General features: G+C 61.5%; 14 protein-coding genes. 5 read left to right on the plus strand and 9 right to left on the minus strand.

What is annotated here, in order from left to right:
• Positions 1–81 precede the first annotated feature (81 nt).
• From B0W55_RS11795 to B0W55_RS11810, 4 genes are all read left to right on the plus strand, one after another.
• Complete coding sequence (locus B0W55_RS11795) at positions 82–993, plus strand: AraC family transcriptional regulator (protein ID WP_077046173.1); 912 nt, start codon at positions 82–84, stop codon at positions 991–993.
• A gap of 347 nt (positions 994–1,340) precedes the next feature.
• The gene (locus B0W55_RS11800) at positions 1,341–1,775 is read left to right on the plus strand and encodes a CBS domain-containing protein (protein ID WP_077046174.1); all 435 of its coding nucleotides are present in this window, start codon (positions 1,341–1,343) and stop codon (positions 1,773–1,775) included.
• A gap of 248 nt (positions 1,776–2,023) precedes the next feature.
• On the plus strand, positions 2,024–3,166 hold the full coding sequence (gene lldD / locus B0W55_RS11805; protein WP_077046175.1) for an FMN-dependent L-lactate dehydrogenase LldD: 1,143 nt from the start codon (positions 2,024–2,026) through the stop codon (positions 3,164–3,166).
• Between the two features lie 339 nt (positions 3,167–3,505).
• Entirely contained in the window at positions 3,506–4,438 is a 933-nt protein-coding gene (locus B0W55_RS11810; protein ID WP_077046176.1) for a LysR family transcriptional regulator, read from the plus strand.
• A 34-nt stretch (positions 4,439–4,472) separates the two neighbouring features.
• Here B0W55_RS11810 and B0W55_RS11815 read toward each other — a convergent pair whose 3' ends face one another.
• From B0W55_RS11815 to B0W55_RS11840, 6 genes are all read right to left on the minus strand, one after another.
• On the minus strand, positions 4,473–5,798 hold the full coding sequence (locus tag B0W55_RS11815) for an NAD(P)/FAD-dependent oxidoreductase (protein ID WP_077046177.1): 1,326 nt from the start codon (positions 5,796–5,798) through the stop codon (positions 4,473–4,475).
• Positions 5,799–5,843: 45 nt separating this feature from the next.
• Positions 5,844–8,234, minus strand: a complete 2,391-nt coding sequence (locus tag B0W55_RS11820; protein ID WP_077046178.1) for an RND family transporter — start codon at positions 8,232–8,234, stop codon at positions 5,844–5,846.
• The gene (locus B0W55_RS11825) at positions 8,231–9,346 is read right to left on the minus strand and encodes a YCF48-related protein (RefSeq protein WP_077046201.1); all 1,116 of its coding nucleotides are present in this window, start codon (positions 9,344–9,346) and stop codon (positions 8,231–8,233) included. The genes B0W55_RS11820 and B0W55_RS11825 overlap by 4 nt, the downstream gene beginning before the upstream one ends.
• A gap of 61 nt (positions 9,347–9,407) precedes the next feature.
• Positions 9,408–10,754, minus strand: coding sequence for a DUF1329 domain-containing protein (locus tag B0W55_RS11830; protein WP_077046179.1), 1,347 nt, complete (start codon positions 10,752–10,754; stop codon positions 9,408–9,410).
• 49 nt (positions 10,755–10,803) lie between these two features.
• A complete protein-coding gene (locus B0W55_RS11835) occupies positions 10,804–12,441 on the minus strand; it encodes a DUF1302 domain-containing protein (RefSeq protein ID WP_077046180.1) in 1,638 nt (545 codons plus the stop codon).
• A gap of 220 nt (positions 12,442–12,661) precedes the next feature.
• Positions 12,662–13,873, minus strand: coding sequence for an NAD(P)/FAD-dependent oxidoreductase (locus B0W55_RS11840; protein WP_077046181.1), 1,212 nt, complete (start codon positions 13,871–13,873; stop codon positions 12,662–12,664).
• A gap of 364 nt (positions 13,874–14,237) precedes the next feature.
• Between B0W55_RS11840 and wrbA the strand changes: the two genes are divergently transcribed.
• Positions 14,238–14,861 carry an NAD(P)H:quinone oxidoreductase gene (gene wrbA, locus B0W55_RS11845; protein ID WP_077046182.1) on the plus strand — a complete coding sequence of 208 codons (624 nt, stop codon included), beginning with the start codon at positions 14,238–14,240 and terminating at the stop codon, positions 14,859–14,861.
• Between the two features lie 532 nt (positions 14,862–15,393).
• Here the strand turns inward: wrbA and B0W55_RS11850 are convergent.
• The 3 genes from B0W55_RS11850 to B0W55_RS11860 all read right to left on the minus strand — a co-directional run bounded on the left by B0W55_RS11850 (position 15,394) and on the right by B0W55_RS11860 (position 18,243).
• Positions 15,394–16,413, minus strand: a complete 1,020-nt coding sequence (locus tag B0W55_RS11850) for a hydroxyquinol 1,2-dioxygenase (RefSeq protein ID WP_077046183.1) — start codon at positions 16,411–16,413, stop codon at positions 15,394–15,396.
• 44 nt (positions 16,414–16,457) lie between these two features.
• Positions 16,458–16,952, minus strand: coding sequence for a hydroxyquinol 1,2-dioxygenase (locus tag B0W55_RS11855; protein WP_077046184.1), 495 nt, complete (start codon positions 16,950–16,952; stop codon positions 16,458–16,460).
• Between the two features lie 232 nt (positions 16,953–17,184).
• Positions 17,185–18,243 carry a hypothetical protein gene (locus tag B0W55_RS11860; RefSeq protein ID WP_083743177.1) on the minus strand — a complete coding sequence of 353 codons (1,059 nt, stop codon included), beginning with the start codon at positions 18,241–18,243 and terminating at the stop codon, positions 17,185–17,187.
• Positions 18,244–18,278: the final 35 nt, after the last annotated feature.

Here is an 18,278-nt window from a genome sequence, read left to right on the forward strand (position 1 = left end):
TGTCCGGCAAGTCTGTTGGTTATAAGAATTCCGATCCATATTCTAAAGTAGCGATTACTTGCTCTTGAGTGTTTCCATTAGATGAATTCGTCGAGCCCACTGGTTGATTGGTTATTAGAAAGCCTGGAGCTTGAGGCCAGCCTGTTCCATGTCGGCCGATATTGCGGCGGCTGGCACGCCAGCACCCACGGCCTGGCGCGCTCCAGTTTTCATCTGGTGGTGCAGGGGCAGTGCTGGCTGCACATCGACGGTGATGAGCAGGCCCATGCCCTGAATGCCGGGGACGCGGTGTTCCTGTTGCGCGACCTGCGCTACCGCCTCTCCAGTGCGCAGTCGAGCACCGCCGCGCGGGAGCTGCCGCGCATGGCCATGACCGAACTGGAACCCCAGGCGCGGGACGGCGTGGGTCTGGTCTGCGGCTTCTTCCATTTCAAATCGGGGTTGTCGTCGCTGATCATCGAAAGCCTGCCGGACTGGATCATCCTGCGTGCGGGGGATCCGTCCTCGAAGGCAGCGCGGGCACTGTTCGAGATGATCCTGGAAGAATGCCAGCGTGAGCCGGCCCCCTCTTCTGCCATGCTCGAACGGCTCAGCCATCTGCTGTTTCTCTACGTGCTGCGCCAGCAGGTGGCAGACAACCCGACCCTCGGCGGCCTGGTGGCACTGGCGCGCCATGCGCAATTCGCACCCCTGCTGGACCAGTTGATCGCACACCCGCAAAACCCCTGGAGCCTGGAAAGCATGGCCGCCTGCACCGGCCTTTCCCGCTCGGCCTTCTTCAAGCGCTTCAACGAACTGGCCGGCCAATCCCCCGGCCAGGTCCTGCTGGCCCTGCGCATCCGCCACGCCTGCCAACTGCTCAGAAGCAACCACACCGTCGAACAGGCCTGCGCCGCCGTCGGCTACCAATCCATCGCCGCCTTCACCCGGGCGTTCGCCAAAGCGGTGGGTGTGCAGCCGGGGGCGTATCGCAAGCAGCATGAGGCGCGCTGACCCTGCTTTCGTTCGATAAACGAACATTTAATCGATTATCGGATTGTCTTGGGATTTTCTGACGCTTAATCTTTTTGCCGCACTGCGAGTGCAGGAACAGGCGATGGGGTGTGCCTTTAAGGACGCCTTCGCGAGCAAGCCCGCGCCCACAGGATTGCAGTCTGACGCAAATTTTCTGTCCGGCACGGTCATTGTGGGAGCGGGCTTGCTCGCGAAAGCGCAGTGTCAGTCAACTTATTCGTTCGTTGACCCAACGCCTTCGCGAGCAAGCCCGCTCCCACAGTCGATCGGCGGTATCGCAGATTTTGTGGTGATCAACATAACAATTACGCACGAGGGGTTTTTCGATGAAAACGGTGGCCCAGCTACTCACTTCCAAGCAGAAGCAGAATCTCTACACGATCGCGCCGCACAGTACGGTCGACGATGCCCTGAGCCTGATGGCCTTGCGTAACATCGGTGCCCTGCCCGTGGTGGAGGACGGTCGCCTGACTGGCATCGTCAGCGAGCGCGATTACGTGCGCAAGGTCAATCGCCACGGCCATTCGGCCAACGATCTGCAGGTCGCCGACATCATGAGTTCGCCCGTGCTCACCGTGGACCCCAAGCAAACCATCCGTGAATGCATGGCGCTGTTCACCAGTCGTTTTCTGCGTCACTTGCCGGTGGTCGACGGCGGTCAGTTGATCGGCATGCTGTCCATCGGCGATATCGTCAAGGCCATGATTGCCGAGCAGGACCAACTGATCGAGCAACTGGAGCAGTACATTCGCGGCCATTGAACAAGCGTCAGGCGCGCCAACGCGAGCATCGTCAGCCTCGAACGCCAGCCTGTGCCCCGGGTGGCTTGATACGGGAAATCCGGGGTGATCAAGTTCACCCGGAAGTTCTTTTGGTGCCGGTTTTGGATGAGCACCTGCAAGGGATGGCGAATGTGATTTGAATGCAGCGCAATGCAGGCCCCATGCGCTAACCTGCTGTGAATTCGTCGGGCGCTGCCCTCACTCATCAGCACAAGGCCTGCACCACTATGATCATCTCGTCTGCATCGGACTACCGCGAAGCGGCACGGCGCAAACTCCCTCGTTTCTTGTTCGATTACATCGATGGCGGCGCTTATGCCGAGCACACGCTCAGGGCCAACAGCGCGGATCTGAGCCACGTCAGCCTGCGCCAGCGCATCTTGAAAAATGTCGAGGCCCTGAGCCTGGAAACCACCCTGTTCAATCAGCGCCAGGCGATGCCCATCGTGCTGGCGCCGGTGGGCCTGACCGGCATGTTCGCTCGCCGCGGTGAAGTGCAGGCGGTCAAGGCGGCGCAGAACAAGGGCATCCCGTTGTGCCTGTCGACCGTGTCGGTGTGTTCGATCGAGGAAGTCACCCAGCATGCGCAGCAGCCGATCTGGTTTCAGCTGTACGTGCTCAAAGACCGGGGCTTCATGCGCAACGCCCTGGAACGGGCCAAAGCCGCCGGTGTGCAGAACCTGGTGTTCACCGTCGACATGCCCACCCCCGGCGCCCGCTACCGCGATGCGCATTCGGGCATGTCCGGCCCGTTCGCCTCCTCGCGGCGCATGCTCCAGGCCATGACCCGGCCGTACTGGGCCTTCAACGTCGGCCTGATGGGGCGCCCGCACGACCTGGGCAATATCTCCCGATACCTGGGCAAGGCCGTGACGCTGGAGGACTACATGGGCTGGCTGGCCAACAACTTCGATCCGTCGATCAGTTGGAGCGACCTGGAGTGGATCCGCGATTTCTGGAAGGGCCCGATGATCATCAAGGGCATCCTCGACCCCCAGGACGCCCGCGACGCGGTGAGCTTCGGTGCCGATGGCATCGTGGTGTCCAACCACGGCGGCCGGCAGCTCGACGGCGTACTCTCCACCGCCAATGCCCTGCCACCGATCATGCAGGCGATCGGCAATGACCTGAGCGTGCTGGTGGACTCCGGCATTCGTTCGGGGCTGGACGTGGTGCGCATGCTGGCGATGGGTGCCAAAGGCGTGCTGCTCGGCCGCTCGATGGCCTATGCCCTTGCGGCCGACGGCCAGCGTGGGGTGGAAAACATGCTGGATATTTTCGCTAAAGAGATGCGCGTGGCCATGACCCTGACAGGGGTGACGTCCATTGACCAGATCGATGAGTCGATTCTGGTGCGCTCGGTTCGCTGAGTGGCATCGGCATGAAGGGTGGATGGGCCGGCCGCTTCGCGAGCAAGCCCGCTCCCACAATTGGACCTGTCTATGCAGGGCCCATGTGGGAGCGGGCTTGCTCGCGAAAGCGGTCTGTCAGCCAACTCGAAAACGGGGGAGTACCCGCGCGCTATCCAAAACACCTTGTTCGCAATCGCCGAACCTACAGCGACGGCACGCAAAACCGGCCGGATTGAATTTGCCTGCATAGTGTTTCAGTATCGATATCGGTCCCTGACGCTGTTGTCCACTCGACACGGCCAGGGACCAAGACGCCCGCAGTAAAGCTGATCACAATAAAAGCAGCAGAGGCACTGAATGGACATTTACCTGAGTATCGAAGCATTCGTAAGGGCCGCGGAGGCTGGCAATTTTTCGAATGCGGCCAAGCACATCGGCGTTGCCCGATCGGTCATTACCACCCGCGTCCAGCAGCTTGAAGAACACCTGGGTGTTTCACTGTTTCATCGTTCCAGCAAAGCGGTGAAGTTATCCGAGGCCGGTGCTTCGTATTACTCCGAATGCCACGACCTGATCGATCACATGCAATCTTTGGCGCAGCGCTCACGGGAAACCTCGGCGGCGGTCACCGGCACGCTGCGGGTGGCAGCCCTGAACGGCTTTGCGCTCAAGCATATGCCGACCATCATCGACGAGTTCAGGAAGCGTCACCCGAAGGTCGATTTCGATATCTTTTCCAACGATCAAGTCGTAGACCCGGTGCAGGAAGGCTACGACATCGTGCTGCAGATCTTCCCGCCCGCCTCGGAAGCCTTGATCGAGCGGCGCCTGTTCCTGATGCGCGGCGTGTTCGTCGCCACCCCCGAATACCTGGGTACCCGCGACCCTGTCCTGACCCCCGACAACCTCTGCCTGCACGATTTCGCCTGCTACCGGCATTACCCCTGGCGCAACCGCTGGTCATTGAGCAACGGCACCAAAACTGATGAAGTGACACTGGTGCCCGCCCTGCGCTCCAACAGCGTGCAGTTGATCCAGGAGTTCGCCCGCAGGGGCATGGGCATCGCCTACCTGCCGACCATGGTGGTCTGCGATGACCTGCTCGACGGTCGCCTGGTTCGCGTACTGTCCGACTACGAAACCGAAGTGCCGTGCTTTTCCGCCGTATACCCGACCTCCCACCGCACGACGGCCAAGGTCAAGTTGTTCCTGGAACTGCTCTCCTCCATGTTCACCATGGAACCGGAATGGGACCGCCGGCTGGGCCTGGTAAAAGACGATCCCGAATGAGCTGCGGCTGTGTAGCCGCTGGCCTAGCCTTCCGCTACACAGCACGAGCCCCCGCTAGCCGTTGCCTGACGACACTCACCAACGCCAGCGCCGACCTTGAAGTCGCCCGCACCGTACGCTGCGCAAGCCACTTCGAACTACCCGTCACGCGTCTGCCCCACGCCGTGATCGAACGCGAGCGCTGGCCATTGAGCTTGTCGAAATCCAGCAGAATCCTGCGCATCAGCGAACGGTCGTTGCCGGCCTTTTCCAGCATCGCCAGATCCCGCGACCGTTGGATCGGACCGCTTTCTTTCATCGCGGTGAAGTAGGCGCTGGCGTTCGCAGAGGTGAATTCGAGGAAGGTATTGCGCCGACGCGCCGCGAACTGGTCCAGGGCACTCACGGCGGTGTCATCGTCGACCACAGCAATCAGGGCGTCCGCCAGTTGCTCCGCTTCCAGTACCGCCCCCGACAGGCCAAGCCCGCCCATGGGATTACTGGTGTGCGCGGCATCGCCGGCCAGCACCACCCGACCACGGCGGAACTCGCTGACGCAGCGTTGCTGCACCCGGTAAGCCTCGATGTCGTCGACGCGATACTGATCAGGGGTCGGCGCCCCCGGCAGCAACCTTTTCAGCCGCTCGGGCAAGCGTTGGCGAACCTGCTCGTCCGTCAGCGAGGGATCTTCCTCGAAGCAGACACGCCACAGGCCGGACTTGTCGAGCTGCACGACATAGGCCCAGTCAGCCGGATCGTGAATGAAATTGGCCCGGGAAAAGCCGTGCAAGGCAAAGTCATAAAACACATCCAGGGCCACCATGCGCTCAGGCCACTGGCGCCCGCTGAACTTCACGCCGAGCTTTTCCCGCACGGTACTGCGGGCGCCATCCGCGCCGACCACCCAGGGCGAGCGCAACCGGGTTTTGCCGCCCGGGCTGGCGGTATGCAGGGTGACGTAGTCCGCGTTCTGCTCGATGTCCTCGACACGCTGGTTCCAACGGATCTCGACATTGGGCATGCCCCGCAGACGCTCCCGGATCAGCGCGGACAGGTTCCTCTGCCCGAGCAACAGCAGGTACGGGTAATGAGTGTCCCGGGCCAACGCGTCCCATTGCAACCTGGCGATTTCCCGGCCGTCAGCGTGACGATAAGCGAGGTCCGGGCACAGCACCGCACGCTTGCGCACATCATCGAGCAGACCGAACCGATCCAGCGCCGCCAGCGCCGGCGGCGTGAAGGCGACCGCATGTTGCGCCGGTGCCACCCCCGACCCGGCCTCGAGCACCAATACCCGGATACCCGCCTTGCCCAGTTTGAATGCCGTCAGCAACCCAACGCTTCCCCCGCCGACGACCACCACGCCCTCTACCGTTTCCATAACCGCCCTTCTTTCATGATTCACTTGTTCTTCTGTAGTTATCGATCACACAACGGCCGTGGCCGTCTTGCCAGGCTTGAACAGGAAGTACGCCAGCGCCGGCAGCAGGATCAGCGCCCCCAGCATGTTCCACACGAACATGAAGGCCAGCAGCACGCCCATGTCGGCCTGGAATTTGATCGGTGAGAAGTACCAGGTGGCCACCGCGATGCCCAGGGTCGCCCCGGTCAGGACCACGATCTTGCCGGTGAACAGCAGCGCCCGGTAATAGGCCTCGGACAGGCTCACGCCTTCGCGCAGGTAACGCAGCATCACGGTCATGATGTACAACGCGTAGTCCACGCCGATGCCGACCCCCAGGGCGATCACCGGCAATGTCGCGACCTTGACCCCGATGTTCAGCCAGACCATCAGCGCCTCACACAGCACCGAGGTCAGCATCAATGGCAGCACCGCGCAGAGCACCGCCCGCCATGAGCGGAAGGTCACCAGGCTGATGATGATCACGGCGGCGTACACCAGCAGCAGCATCTTGCGGTTGGCTTCCTTGACCACGATGTTGGTGGCCGCTTCGATCCCGGCGTTGCCGGCCGCGTTGAGGAACCGATAGTCGGCACTGTTGTTGCGCCGGGCGAAGTCTTCCACGGCATTGACCACACCGGTCAGCGTGTCCGCCTTGTGGTCGCGCAGGTACACATAGACGCTCAGCAGGTCGCAGTTCTGGTTGAAGATTTCCCGTGGCGCGCGGGTGATGATCGCGTTGAGCATGTCCTGATTGCGCGGGATCTCGTACCACTTGAGGCTGCCTTCGCTCATGCCCGTGGCGGCGTTCTTGGCCAGCCCCGCCAGCGACTTGGTGCCCTCCACGCCCGGCACCTGGGACAGTTCGAACTCCAGCCGGTCGACCGTGCGCACCGTGTCATACAGGGCGCAAGCGAACTGCGGGGTTTTGACCATCACCACGTACACGTCGCTGCTGGCCGCGTAGTGCCCGACGATGTAGGCGTTATCCAGGTTATAACGCGAGTCGGCGCGCAGTTCCGGCGCGCCGGGGTTGGTGTCGCCGATTTTCAGTTGCGTGCTGTAGGCCACGCCGACCAGCGCCAGCACCAGGCTCGCCAGCAATGTGATGCTCGCCCAGCGGCGCTGGGTGAAGTGGTCGAGGAAACGCCAGGCCGGATGCTTGACGTGGTTGGCATCCAGTGCCTCGACCTCAGTGACCATCACAGCCCGGCGGGCCGCCCGCTCGCTGACGCCGATGTAGGACAGCAGCACCGGCAGCAGCATCAGGTTGGTGATGATCAGGATGGACACGCCGATGCTGGCGCAGATGGCCAGGTCCTGGATCACCGGGATGTCGATCACCATCAACACCGCAAAGCCCACCACGTCGCACACCAATGCCGACAGCCCGACCAGGAACAACCGGCGAAACGTCAGGCGAGCGGCCATCAAGCGGTCGATGCCGCGACCGATGTCCTGGGTGATGCCGTTCATCTTCTGCGCGCCGTGGCTCAAGCCCACGGCGAACACCAGAAACGGCACCAGCACCAGATACGGATCAAGCACAAAACCCAGGCTTGCCAGGGCGCCGAGCAACCACACCACCGCCACCAGCGAGCAGGTCAGCACCACCACGGCACTGCGCAGGCAGCGGGTGTACCAGATCAGGATCGCCAGGCAGATCCCCGCCGCCACCAGGAAAAACAGCATCACCTGATGCATGCCCTGGATCAGGTCGCCGACCAGTTTGGCGAAGCCGGTGATGTGGATGTCGATGCGGGCGGAGCTGTACTTGGCCCGCAGCGCCTCCAGGCGTTGCGACAGCGCCTGATAGTCAATCGGCGAAGCATCGCTGGCCTGTTGCTCCTGCAACGGCACCAGGATGATGCTGGACTTGAAGTCATCGGCAACCAACTGCCCGATTTCACCGGAGCGCTCGATGTTCTGACGTACCTGCGCGAGGCTGCGCGTCGACCCGTCATAGTCGTCCGGCATGACCGGGCCGCCGTCCAGCCCGTCTTCGGTGACCGCGGTCCAGCGCACCGCTGGCGTCCAGAGCGATTTCATGTAAGGCCGATCCACGGCCGGCAACAGGAACAGTTCGTCGGTGAGTTTCTTCACCGCTTCCAGGTATCGGGCGTCGAGAATATTCCCCTCCCGGGCCTCCACTGCGATGCGCAGCGTATTGCCCGCGCCGGCCAACTGCGAGCGATTCTGCAGGTAATTGACAATGTAGGGGTGCCCACTGGGGAGCATTTTTTCGAAGGCGGCATTGAGTTCCAGGCCCGCCGATTTGTAGCCGAACCAGCCGGTCGCCAGCACGCACAGCAGCACGAACCACAGGCGTTGGCCGAACAGCAGGCGTTCCACCCAGGAACCGCGCTGGGTCAGCAGATCGGCGTCATCCTTGCTAAATCCATGATGAGCGTTCATTGCGCGTTCTCTTGTTCAGCGGTGGGGGTATTCACGCGTTTGACGCCACGGGGTCCGGTCAACACCAGGGCGCCGTCGAGGGCCTGCGTGACATCGGTGATGGTCGAGCCATCGAGGCCGGACACCGTCATCGCCTGCACCGTTCGCCCGTGGTCGCGGCTGAGCAGCAAACGCCCGCCTTCGCAGGCCAGCACCAGGCTGCCATTGGCCAGGGTGGTGCCGGCGGTGAGGCTGCTACGCTCGCCGGTCTCGACCGCCTGCCAGCGGTTGCTGTCGTCCAAGGCATAGGCGTTGCCCTTGAGCCCGAAAACCAGGGCCTGGCCCGTGGTCGGCACCACGCCGAACCAGGTGCCCTGGTAAGGGCTCTGCACCCGCGAGAAGCGTTGCCCCAGCGCCGCACCCCGCAACAGGGTGCCCTGCTCACCGGCGATCATCACGCCCTGGGCGTCACCACGGATCGCGTACAAATGCATGCCGCCCGGGTTGTCCAGCTCACTGCCCACCGAGCGCCAGTGCTGGCCTGCGTCTTCGGTCAACATCGCCAGGCCATAGGCGCCCACCACAAGACCGGTCTGCGCATCGGCGAAATACACCGCCAGGAAAGGCTTGTCCGCACCGTCCGCCACCAGTTGCCGGGCGGCGCTCAAACGCCGCGAAGCGCCCTCGGGATCGCTCGCCGACTGCGCCTGCGCGGCCTGCAGTTCCAGCTGTGCGGCGAGGTTGCCATCGAGCTGTCTACTCCAGTTGAGACCGCCATCGCTGCTGTGCAGGATGACGCCACCGTGTCCCACCGCCCAACCGTTATCGGCATCGGCGAAGGTCACGGCCGTGAGGGCGACGCTGCTGGGTACCGCGACGGACTGATGCCAGTTCATGCCATTGTCATCGGAGAGCAGCACGATTCCCCGCTCGCCCACCGCCACCAGCCGATGGCCGGCGTGGGCGACTGCCAGCAACACCGCCCGGGTGGCCCGTTGATCCAGAGCGGCCGGGGTGTCCAGCAAATCCGCCGAGGCACTCCAGGCCACTGTGGGTACGGCCGCCGCCAGCAAGGCGCCCAGCAATACGACGCGCAGCGCCGGACGCAGCCCCTGAAAATTCAGATAACTCATCACAAGAATCCCACCGATCAGTTGATGGTCGGCCCGTACGCCGGGCCGACTTTCGTGTAGGTCAGCGCACGCCTTCGGCCGCCACTGCATCACCGGTGAAATAAGATTCAGGTTTCAACGGCACCACCTTGAAGCCTTCACCGTTGAGGGCCTGAACGTTACTGACCGTGCCGGCCTGCAGGTTGAATACTGCTACCGGCTTGATCAGCACAGCCGGCACCGACGGCACGACGAACGGCAACACTTGAGAGGTGCGCCACAGTTTGCCTTCGGCGTCGTAGCCGTCGAGCAGGGTCAGCAACCAGGTGTCTTCATCGAAATAGAAGGTTCGCTTGGGCACGGCGTGGCGTTTGCCCGGTGCCAGGGTCGCTTCCACGACCCAAGTGCGGTGCAGTTCCCAGCGCAGGGTGTCGGGGTTCAGGTTGTGCGCGACGAAGGCCTTGTCCAGCGGCGCGGTCACCTGGCCGTTGGTGTTGTAGGGAATGTAGGTTTCCTTCTTGCCGACGATTTTCCAGTCGTAGTGATCCGGCATGCCGAAGAAACCCTGGACCTCATCGAAATAGTTGGCGCCGGAGGCGACGAAATCCGGGGTGTCGTAGGCCACGGTCGGGGCGCGGCGCACGCGGCGCTGGCCGACCAGATACTGCCAGGCCTGGCGCGATTGTGCCGGGTCGGCGCTGTCACGGATCACCAGGGTCTCGCCGGCCTTGAACGGCGGTGCGGTGGTGCTGAAACGCTGCAGGAAGTATTCCTTGGACCAGGCCTGGGCCGAGCCCTTCTGGTAGTAGTACGGGTATTGCCAGGCGTTGTCGTTGCGGGTGGCCAGGGTCTGTCCGCCGTCACTGGTCAGGACCACGTTCTTGAAGCCGTACTCCACGGCCTCGGGCTCGACCCGCAACAGGAAGTTCCAGATGACTTCCTGGCCGGTCTTGGGCACCGGGAACGGAATGCCGCCAAAGCAGCCATCGACCGATTGGCCGTTTTGCGTGAGCTTGCAATTGACCGCGTTGAGCGCGGTGTTCTTGTACACGTAGTCCGGTGCCGAGGCAGTACGGCGGGTCGGATAGACGTCCAGGTGGAAACTGTCCGGGTATTTCTGCAGCAGTGCGCGGGTGCCTTCAGAGAGTTTGTCGGCGTAGGTCGCCATGTTCGCGGCAGTGATTTTCAGAACAGGCTTGTCGCCGGCGAACAGGTCACCGGGGATCTGATTGCCCGCCGCGGCCGCAGCCTGTTTGGTGCCGCCGTCCCAGGCTGGAATGCTGCCGTTGGCGTTGCCGGCCTTCTCCCCGCCCAGTGGCGTGAGGGTATTGCCGAGGGTTGCCGCCTCCTGCGGACTGACCGCTGCGGACGCGTGCAGCGCGCCGACCAGGCCGGTGATGAAGGTAAAGCCGAGGATTGTCTTGTTCATTTTTATGTTCCTTTCGTGGCTTGAGTTTCTGGGGCTGAATGTCTGGGGCTTAGAAAGTGCGCTGCAAGGAAATGGAAACGAAATCTCGGTCGGCGTAGACCTGATCGCCGGAGAGGGCGTTGGAGGAGTCGACAATGCCGCCGGCACTGCCGAAGTAGTGGGTGAAGTTGATGCCGCCGCGCCAGGTTTTGCGGTAGTCGAACTGCAGGCCGACGGTGGCGTCACCGCCGCCTTCAGGCGAGAAGCCGGTGCCCGAAACAGCCGTGATGCCATTGAGGCCATAACCGATGCCCAGGGGCATCGTCATGTCCACACCCGGGAACACCTGGAAGTATTCCGGGGTGAACAGCATCCGCAGCGAACTGGCGTTGCGGGTGACGTTGGGGTCGAGTTGATCCTCGTTCTTGTCGACACTGGTGATGCGGTTGTAGGCCACCTCACCGAGCAGCGTCGCGCCGTCCCACAAGGTGCTGCCGGGCAGTACCGAAATGGCGGAGATTTGCGCATGGAAGGTATTGCCCACCGGGTACAGCGGGTTATGGTCGTTGTCACCGGTGCCGGTCAGGTCGACCACCACATTGCCCCTGGCGGCCAACGGGGTATTGCGCCGCACCGAGGCTTCGGCGGCGACGTTGGTTTCGCCGATCAGGGTGCTGACACTGGCGCCGAACGTGCGGATGCCCTCGCCGTACACCATGCCGTAGTTGCCCTCCCCGGGCCGCAGGTAGAACTGCGGGAAGCGATCGTGGAAACGCGCGGCGTACAGGCCGTATTCGAAATCATCGACCTTGAGCTTGACCTGGAAGCCATACTGCCCCGAGTTGCGCGCATCGATGTCCTTGCCCCGGGTCAACGCCTGTCCCGGGCCGATGATGAAAGACTCACCGCCCTCACCGACAAAGTCGGCAAAACTGAAGTAGCTGCCAGCGGCCGGCAAGCGAGCAGGTTCCCAGCGGTACTGGTAGTACGCGCCAAGGGTCAGGTTCTGATTGACCAGCAGACTGCCGCCGATCTGCCCCACCGGGCGGATGATTTCCTTGAAGGTGGAACTGGGCACCGAGAGCAGCTTGATCAGGTCGACCGGGGCCTGGGCCACGGCGATGCCGTTGCCGCCGAAGAACAGGCTTTCCCCATAGAGTTGGCTATAGCGGCCGCCGCGCAGGGACAGCGACATGTCCCCCAGGTCGAAGTTGCCGTAACCGAACGCATCCATCAGCTCGCCATCGCGACCTTGCAGGCTCCGGGTATCGGAGGTGAACTGGTCGTTGCGCACCGAGGTGCTGTTGACCGTGTTGCTGTGGTTGTCGTTGCCCTTGTTGTAGACATCGTCATACCAGGCCGCGCCACTGACCCGTACGCCGTAGCGACGCTTGTAGTTCATGTCGAGTTCCGACAACAGATCCAAGCGATCGGAAATCAGGCCACGGTTGAAGTTGTTGTCGCCGTCATCCAGGTTGGGGTTGTAGGCGGGCCTGACCGCATTGCTCTGTTTCTCGACACGCCAGGCGGCGCTGTATTTGACGGTGTTGTCGAAAGCGATGTTGTAGTCGGGGTTGCCGGTATCGATCTGGAATGCCTCCACCTCGGGAAAGCCTTGCGCACCGAGCAACGCAGCCGTCATGGCCAGTTGCAAGTGACGCACCGACGGGCGTGACGGCACACGCTTGAAATGCCTTGCTGATTTCATGTGATGTACCCAATTCTTGTTTTTATTATTTCGGGACGCCCTGCCCGCTTTTATTAATTAAAAGTCGTGCGCAGGGCGACGTTGTTTTTCACGAACATCGTGTTCCGTAAAAACATCCATTGATCAAACAATCATTCGAACAATTCTGAAGCCAAGCAACTTGTAGCAACTGGCGAAAGCCTGTTGCTACAAAGAGCATGTTTTTCCAAAGCTATTTAATTCATGCCGCGAGTAACTTTTTTTCTATCACGCGTCGACCGTTCAATTTTTCAAAGTCCAGAAGGAAGTCGCGCATGATCTTCAGATCGGTACCGGCCTTTTCGAACATCGCCACGTCTTTGGCCCGCTGCGCCGGATCGCTTTCTTTCATCCAGGTGAAGTTGGCGGTAGCGGTTGGCGAGGTGAACTCCAGGAACACCTTGCGACGATCCACGCTGTATTCGTCCAGCACCTTGGTCGAATCGCCATCCTTGATCACGCGGATCAGGGCTTCGGCCAGGTGTTCGGCATCCAGCACGCCGCCGGACAGACCAAGGCCGCCCATCGGGTTGGTGGCATGGGCCGCATCGCCGGCGAGCACTACCCGTCCCTTGCGGAACTCGGCGGCGCAACGCTGGTGGACCCGATAGGGGTTGAGGTGATCGACGCGGTATTGGTCGGGGGTCGGGGCACCCGGCAGCAGGCGCTTGAAGCGCTCAGGCAGGCGTGCGCGAACCTCGGCGTCCGACAGCGAAGCGTCTTCGCCGTAGCACACGCGCCACAGGCCGGTCTTGTCCAGCTGGACCACCACCGCCCAGTCGACCGGATCGTGGACGAAGTTGGCGCGCGAATAACCGTGCAGCGAGAAGTCATAGAACACGTTGGTGGCGACCAGTCGCTCGCCCCAAGTGATGCCGTCAAAGGTCAGGCCGACCTTCTGGCGTACGGTGCTACGGGCGCCGTCGGTGGCCGCGACCCACTTGGCGCGGATCTTCGAGGTGCCGCCAGGCGAAGAGGTCTGGATGGTCACGTAGTTGTCGTCCTGATCGACTTCTTCGACCCGGTGGTTCCAGCGAATCTCGACGTTCGGCAAGGCGCGCAAGTGTTCGGCGATGACGTTGGACACGTGGTTCTGGCCCAGCAGCAACATGTACGGATACTCGGTGTCCTGGGCCAGGACGCTCCAGTCCATCTTGGCGATCAGCTCGCCGTTGCCGTGCCGGTAGGCGAAGTCGGGGCACCACACCGCACGTTTGCGAATGTCGTCCAGCAGACCGAAACGATCCAGCGCGGCGGCGGTCGGTGGCATATAGGCGACGGCGCGCGGTGACGGCGAAACACTCGATTCCGCTTCAAGTACAACCACGCGAATGCCGGCTTTACCCAGCTTCAGCGCGGTGAGAAGTCCAACGGGGCCACCGCCGACTACAACGACTCCATCTAGCGTTTCCATATTGTTTTTCCTATTGAGATCCGCTTGGGGAACACCTGCCACTTGGTTGTGTGATCAGGCGACTGATTTCAGCGTACTCAGGCCAATATGACGCGGCAATAACTCAGCCGTTTGCCAAAGACGAACTTCGCGATTGCGTTTTAAAACGTTTGTGAATGGCAATGGGCAGGTTTGCATTTGGCGTACCTCAAGTCGGTTGTTTTGTTTTTCGACCCTGCCCATGCTGCAACCAGCAAATGCCTTCGATGGATAAATTTCTGGACTTGATAGTTAGGAGTTTGCACACGGAGCGTTTGAGCAAGTCTGAGTGACATATCGATATATGGACTTGGGCAATACATGAAAACCCTATTAGGAAACTGACATGCCAACAAAAATACAGATCGTTTTCTACAGCTCCTACGGGCACATCTACAAGATGGCTGAAGCGATCGCGGCCGGTGCCCGCGACGCCGGGGATGTAGAAGTCACGCTGCTGCAGGTTCCGGAACTGATGCCTGAAGACGTTCAGGTCAAAAGCGGCATCAAGGGCTACCGCGCCGCGTTCGGCAGCATTCCTTTCGCAACGCCGGAAATCCTCAAGGAAGCCGACGCCATCATCTTCGGCACGCCGACCCGCTTCGGCAACATGTGCTCGCAGATGCGCAACTTCCTCGACCAGACCGGCGGTCTGTGGGCCACCGGTGGCCTGATCGGCAAAGTCGGCAGCGTGTTCACCAGCACCGCTTCGCAACACGGCGGCCAGGAAACCACCATCACCAGTTTCCACACCACCCTGCTGCACCATGGGATGGTGATCGTCGGTGTGCCTTACTCGGAACCTGGCCTGACCAACATGAACGAAATCTCCGGCGGCACCCCTTACGGCGCCTCGACCCTGGCCGGCCCGGACGGTTCACGTCAACCGAGCGAAAACGAGCTGCAGATCGCACGCTTCCAAGGCTCGCACGTCGCCTCGATCGCCAAGCGCCTGGCGAACAACAAATAAAGCCGCAACGGCGATAGCAGGCCTGCAAGTCCCCTTCGAATCACCTGCTACCCGGGCCCGCGGCATCCATGCCGCGGCGCCCACCCTGCCTTCCCCTCTCCCCCCGACATCCAAAGATCCCGGTACTGGGCTGTTGCAGCAGCAGTGCGAGCCTGTAATGCGGGCATTCAGATAGCCAGCGTCATCGCTAACGACCATCGCGAGCGAGCTCGCTCCTACAGGGGTGGGTGTCGTTCACAATATCTGTGGGAGCGGGCTTGCTCGCGAAGGCGGTGGATCAGCCAACACATTCACTGACTGATGCACCGCCATCGCGAGCAAGCTCGGCTCCTACAGGGGTGGGCGGTGTTCACACCATCTGTGCACACCACAAAAACCTGTGGGAGCTGGCCTGCCCGCTCCCACAGGGGTGATCGGCCAGGCAAAAAAAATTGCCAGTCCCGCCCACCGCTGTGGAGCGGGCAAGACCGGCAACAAGACCTGCAGGACAGCACAGGTGGAAAAGCCCGGGAGCACCGGGCCAGGCAGGTAATCAGAATTCGATCGGGTACGGCGTCAACTCACCGCTTTCATAACGCTGCGGCAGGTTCGGCGTGGCGTTTTCCCAGACCATCAGCATCGAACGCTTGGTCGAGTAACCCTGGTGCCGAATGTCCGCCGGCATCGCGCAGATGTCCCCTGGGCGCATGGTGATGCGGGCGCGTGGGTTGCCGTCGTCCTTGTCGCCGATATCCCAGACGATCACGTCGGACATTTGCAGGAACCACTCGACCCGGTCATTGCCGTGGAACACCGGCAGGATGAACTCCTCGGTGGTCGGGCAGAACAGGCTGGCCTTGCACACCGAGCTCACCGACGGGTTCCAGGTCACGTCAGAGCGCGACAGGTATTTGAACAGACTGAACGCGTGCAACTCACCCTCAAAGCCTTCTGCGGCATGGACTTCGGGCTCGACCTGGCTGACGTCGGCGAAGTGCCGGTTGACCGGCAGATCGTCGCGCAGCGGCGAGTCGTCCTTCAGGCCCGGCATGCGCTTGGTGGCGACGCGGAAGCGCTCGATGGCTTCGATGTTTTCGCCGTTCTTGCGACCGTAGGCGCTGCCGGTTTCCTGCGGGGCAGCAAACGGGTCGAAGGTGGCGTTGGTCCAGTCGCGCAGGATGGCTTTGAAGGTGGCCATGATCAGCGGCGTTTCGAAGTTCTCGGTGTAGTGGACCTCGGCGGCCTTGAGCACGCCGTTGAAGGTGCCGGCATACAGATCGACGGTGCCGTAGTGGTTATGGGTGCCGACCACATGGTCGAAGTTCACCCAGCCATAGAAAAAGCCCCACGCCACATCCCGCATCATCGCGCGAAGAAACAGATCCGCAGGGATCAGGTGCGAGCGGGTTTCGCCCTTGGCGGGCCAGGTGATGCGCGCAAAGTATTCGTCGCGCGACAGTTCGAACGCGCCGAGTTTGAACGAGCGATAACCGGTGACCGGATGCGGCGCGCTGGCGTTGACGTCATCACTCGCCAACGAAGGGGTGTCAGAAACGGTTTCGAGCATGGCCATGAGCAATGTTCCTCTTGTACCTGGAATGAGTGAAGGACGGCGGATCACTTGAAGCAGATGTCTGCCCACTTCTCGATCGAGAGCGGGCCCTTGATGGTCTGCTGCAACAGCACACCCGGGCGGCTGGCTTCAAAGCGGTAGGCGGTGCCCGCCGGCAGCAGGCATTGATGACCGCGCTTTAGCAGCACGTAGCCCATGGGTTTGCCGACCGGCAGCTCACCGGCCAGATGGGTGCCTTCGCCGTATTTCGCAGGTGCGTCGAGCTTGAGGAAATCCACCCGCACTTCACCGTCCATCACGATCGCGAACTCATCATGGGACGCGGTGTACCAAGGAGATTGGCCTTCGGCACGCAGGGTTTCGATGACGTAGCCCAGGTTCAGGCCCACCACCACTTTTTCGTAGGGAAGCGAATTGCCGGCCACTTCGAAGATGTTCGAAAAGGCGTAATGACTGGCTTTGCCGCTGATTAATTCAACCGACCCCTTGGTGTAATTATCCAGCGAACCAAACACTGTTTTGACTGCCGCAGTACTCATCGATTTCACCGACTTTGTTGTTGTCTTAGGGTGAACCTACGGTACGGCCATCGCCCGGCACGGACAATTGGCGATCAGACAACACCCGTGTTTGCAAAAGACAAACACAGCTTGAAACCTGTGGGAGCGAGCCTGCTCGCGATGGTGGTCAACGATGACGCGGCAAACCTGACACCGCGCGGATCTCAGGTTCATCGCGAGCGAGCTCGCTCCTGCAGTGGTTCAACCCAAATCAATCGAAATGCAGGCGCATCCCCGACATGGCAAGAATGATGACGCTCGCCACCAGCGCGGCAAACACCATCCCGGCCACCAACACCCGTGTGGCCGTGCGGTCACTGACGCGGTGCGCGAGCATGACGCCACGCAAGCCGCAGAACGCGTGGGAAATCACGTAGAACACGGCCAGGAAGTAATACGGCAGCAGACGGATGCTCCAGGCATCTTTCAACATGCCGTTCGGCGCGCCGACGGCGAATCCCCAATCGGTGTCGATCTGGAAATGCACCCGCGCCAGATAGAGCACGGCGTTGATGTGGCTGGTGATGGCGAAGATCAGAAACACACCGCCGGCGATCTGAAAGGTGCGGATGGCGTCCGCCTGGCGATCGGTCAGGCGCCAGGCCATCCAGGCGCCGCTGCCAATCAGGAACACGAACGTCAGGGTCAGCAGCGGTTCGATCACTGCGGAGCGGTAAACCACGCGGAACACTTTCATCACCGCCATGTGCGCCTCGGGTCCGATCAGACCAAAGAGGTGGTTACTGAAGTGAAACCCCAGGTACACCACCACCGCCGCCGCAGCGACGCCATGCCAGAACCTCAGTGTCTGATGATTGACCGCCAGGCGTTTTGGTTTGGCCGGGGTCCTGTCGGAGCAGGCTATCCAACCGATCAGCGTCACCCACACCGCTGTCAGGAAACCGATATCCCAGGTCGGCTTGCCCAACAGCAGAAAAATGACCCCGGTGAACACGAAGATCGGCGCGACGGCGGCCGACACCATCGCCACTCGGCGTGCCAACACTTCGGCCGGACTGTGCAGCGTGTCGCGCCCCAGCCGAATCGCCGCCAACAGGCCGATCAGGGGCATGAAAATGGCGATCGTCAGCATCAGGCCTGCCATCAGCCAACTGCCGACGCCCGCGCCCTGGGTGATTGCCACGCTGTAGAAGTTGAAGCAGGACAGGGTGAACGGATAGATCAGTGCGATGATTGGCCCTATGAACCATTCAGGCTGCGGTTTGGCTTCACAAGCCTGGGCATAGGTGTGCATTTCATTGGTCTGCATAGACGGACATCCAGTGACGTTAAAACCACAAAGAG

This window comes from Pseudomonas sp. KK4 (assembly GCF_001984065.1).
Taxonomy (GTDB): domain Bacteria; phylum Pseudomonadota; class Gammaproteobacteria; order Pseudomonadales; family Pseudomonadaceae; genus Aquipseudomonas.

Excerpts from the sequence above, each read along its gene's own strand:
- B0W55_RS11795 (WP_077046173.1), top strand. The coding sequence starts at position 82 with ATGAATTCGTCGAGCCCACTGGTTGATTGGTTATTAGAAAGCCTGGAG.
- B0W55_RS11800 (WP_077046174.1), top strand. The coding sequence starts at position 1,341 with ATGAAAACGGTGGCCCAGCTACTCACTTCCAAGCAGAAGCAGAATCTC.
- lldD (WP_077046175.1), top strand. The coding sequence starts at position 2,024 with ATGATCATCTCGTCTGCATCGGACTACCGCGAAGCGGCACGGCGCAAA.
- B0W55_RS11810 (WP_077046176.1), top strand. The coding sequence starts at position 3,506 with ATGGACATTTACCTGAGTATCGAAGCATTCGTAAGGGCCGCGGAGGCT.
- B0W55_RS11815 (WP_077046177.1), bottom strand. The coding sequence starts at position 5,798 with ATGGAAACGGTAGAGGGCGTGGTGGTCGTCGGCGGGGGAAGCGTTGGG.
- B0W55_RS11820 (WP_077046178.1), bottom strand. The coding sequence starts at position 8,234 with ATGAACGCTCATCATGGATTTAGCAAGGATGACGCCGATCTGCTGACC.
- B0W55_RS11825 (WP_077046201.1), bottom strand. The coding sequence starts at position 9,346 with ATGAGTTATCTGAATTTTCAGGGGCTGCGTCCGGCGCTGCGCGTCGTA.
- B0W55_RS11830 (WP_077046179.1), bottom strand. The coding sequence starts at position 10,754 with ATGAACAAGACAATCCTCGGCTTTACCTTCATCACCGGCCTGGTCGGC.
- B0W55_RS11835 (WP_077046180.1), bottom strand. The coding sequence starts at position 12,441 with ATGAAATCAGCAAGGCATTTCAAGCGTGTGCCGTCACGCCCGTCGGTG.
- B0W55_RS11840 (WP_077046181.1), bottom strand. The coding sequence starts at position 13,873 with ATGGAAACGCTAGATGGAGTCGTTGTAGTCGGCGGTGGCCCCGTTGGA.
- wrbA (WP_077046182.1), top strand. The coding sequence starts at position 14,238 with ATGCCAACAAAAATACAGATCGTTTTCTACAGCTCCTACGGGCACATC.
- B0W55_RS11850 (WP_077046183.1), bottom strand. The coding sequence starts at position 16,413 with ATGGCCATGCTCGAAACCGTTTCTGACACCCCTTCGTTGGCGAGTGAT.
- B0W55_RS11855 (WP_077046184.1), bottom strand. The coding sequence starts at position 16,952 with ATGAGTACTGCGGCAGTCAAAACAGTGTTTGGTTCGCTGGATAATTAC.
- B0W55_RS11860 (WP_083743177.1), bottom strand. The coding sequence starts at position 18,243 with ATGCAGACCAATGAAATGCACACCTATGCCCAGGCTTGTGAAGCCAAA.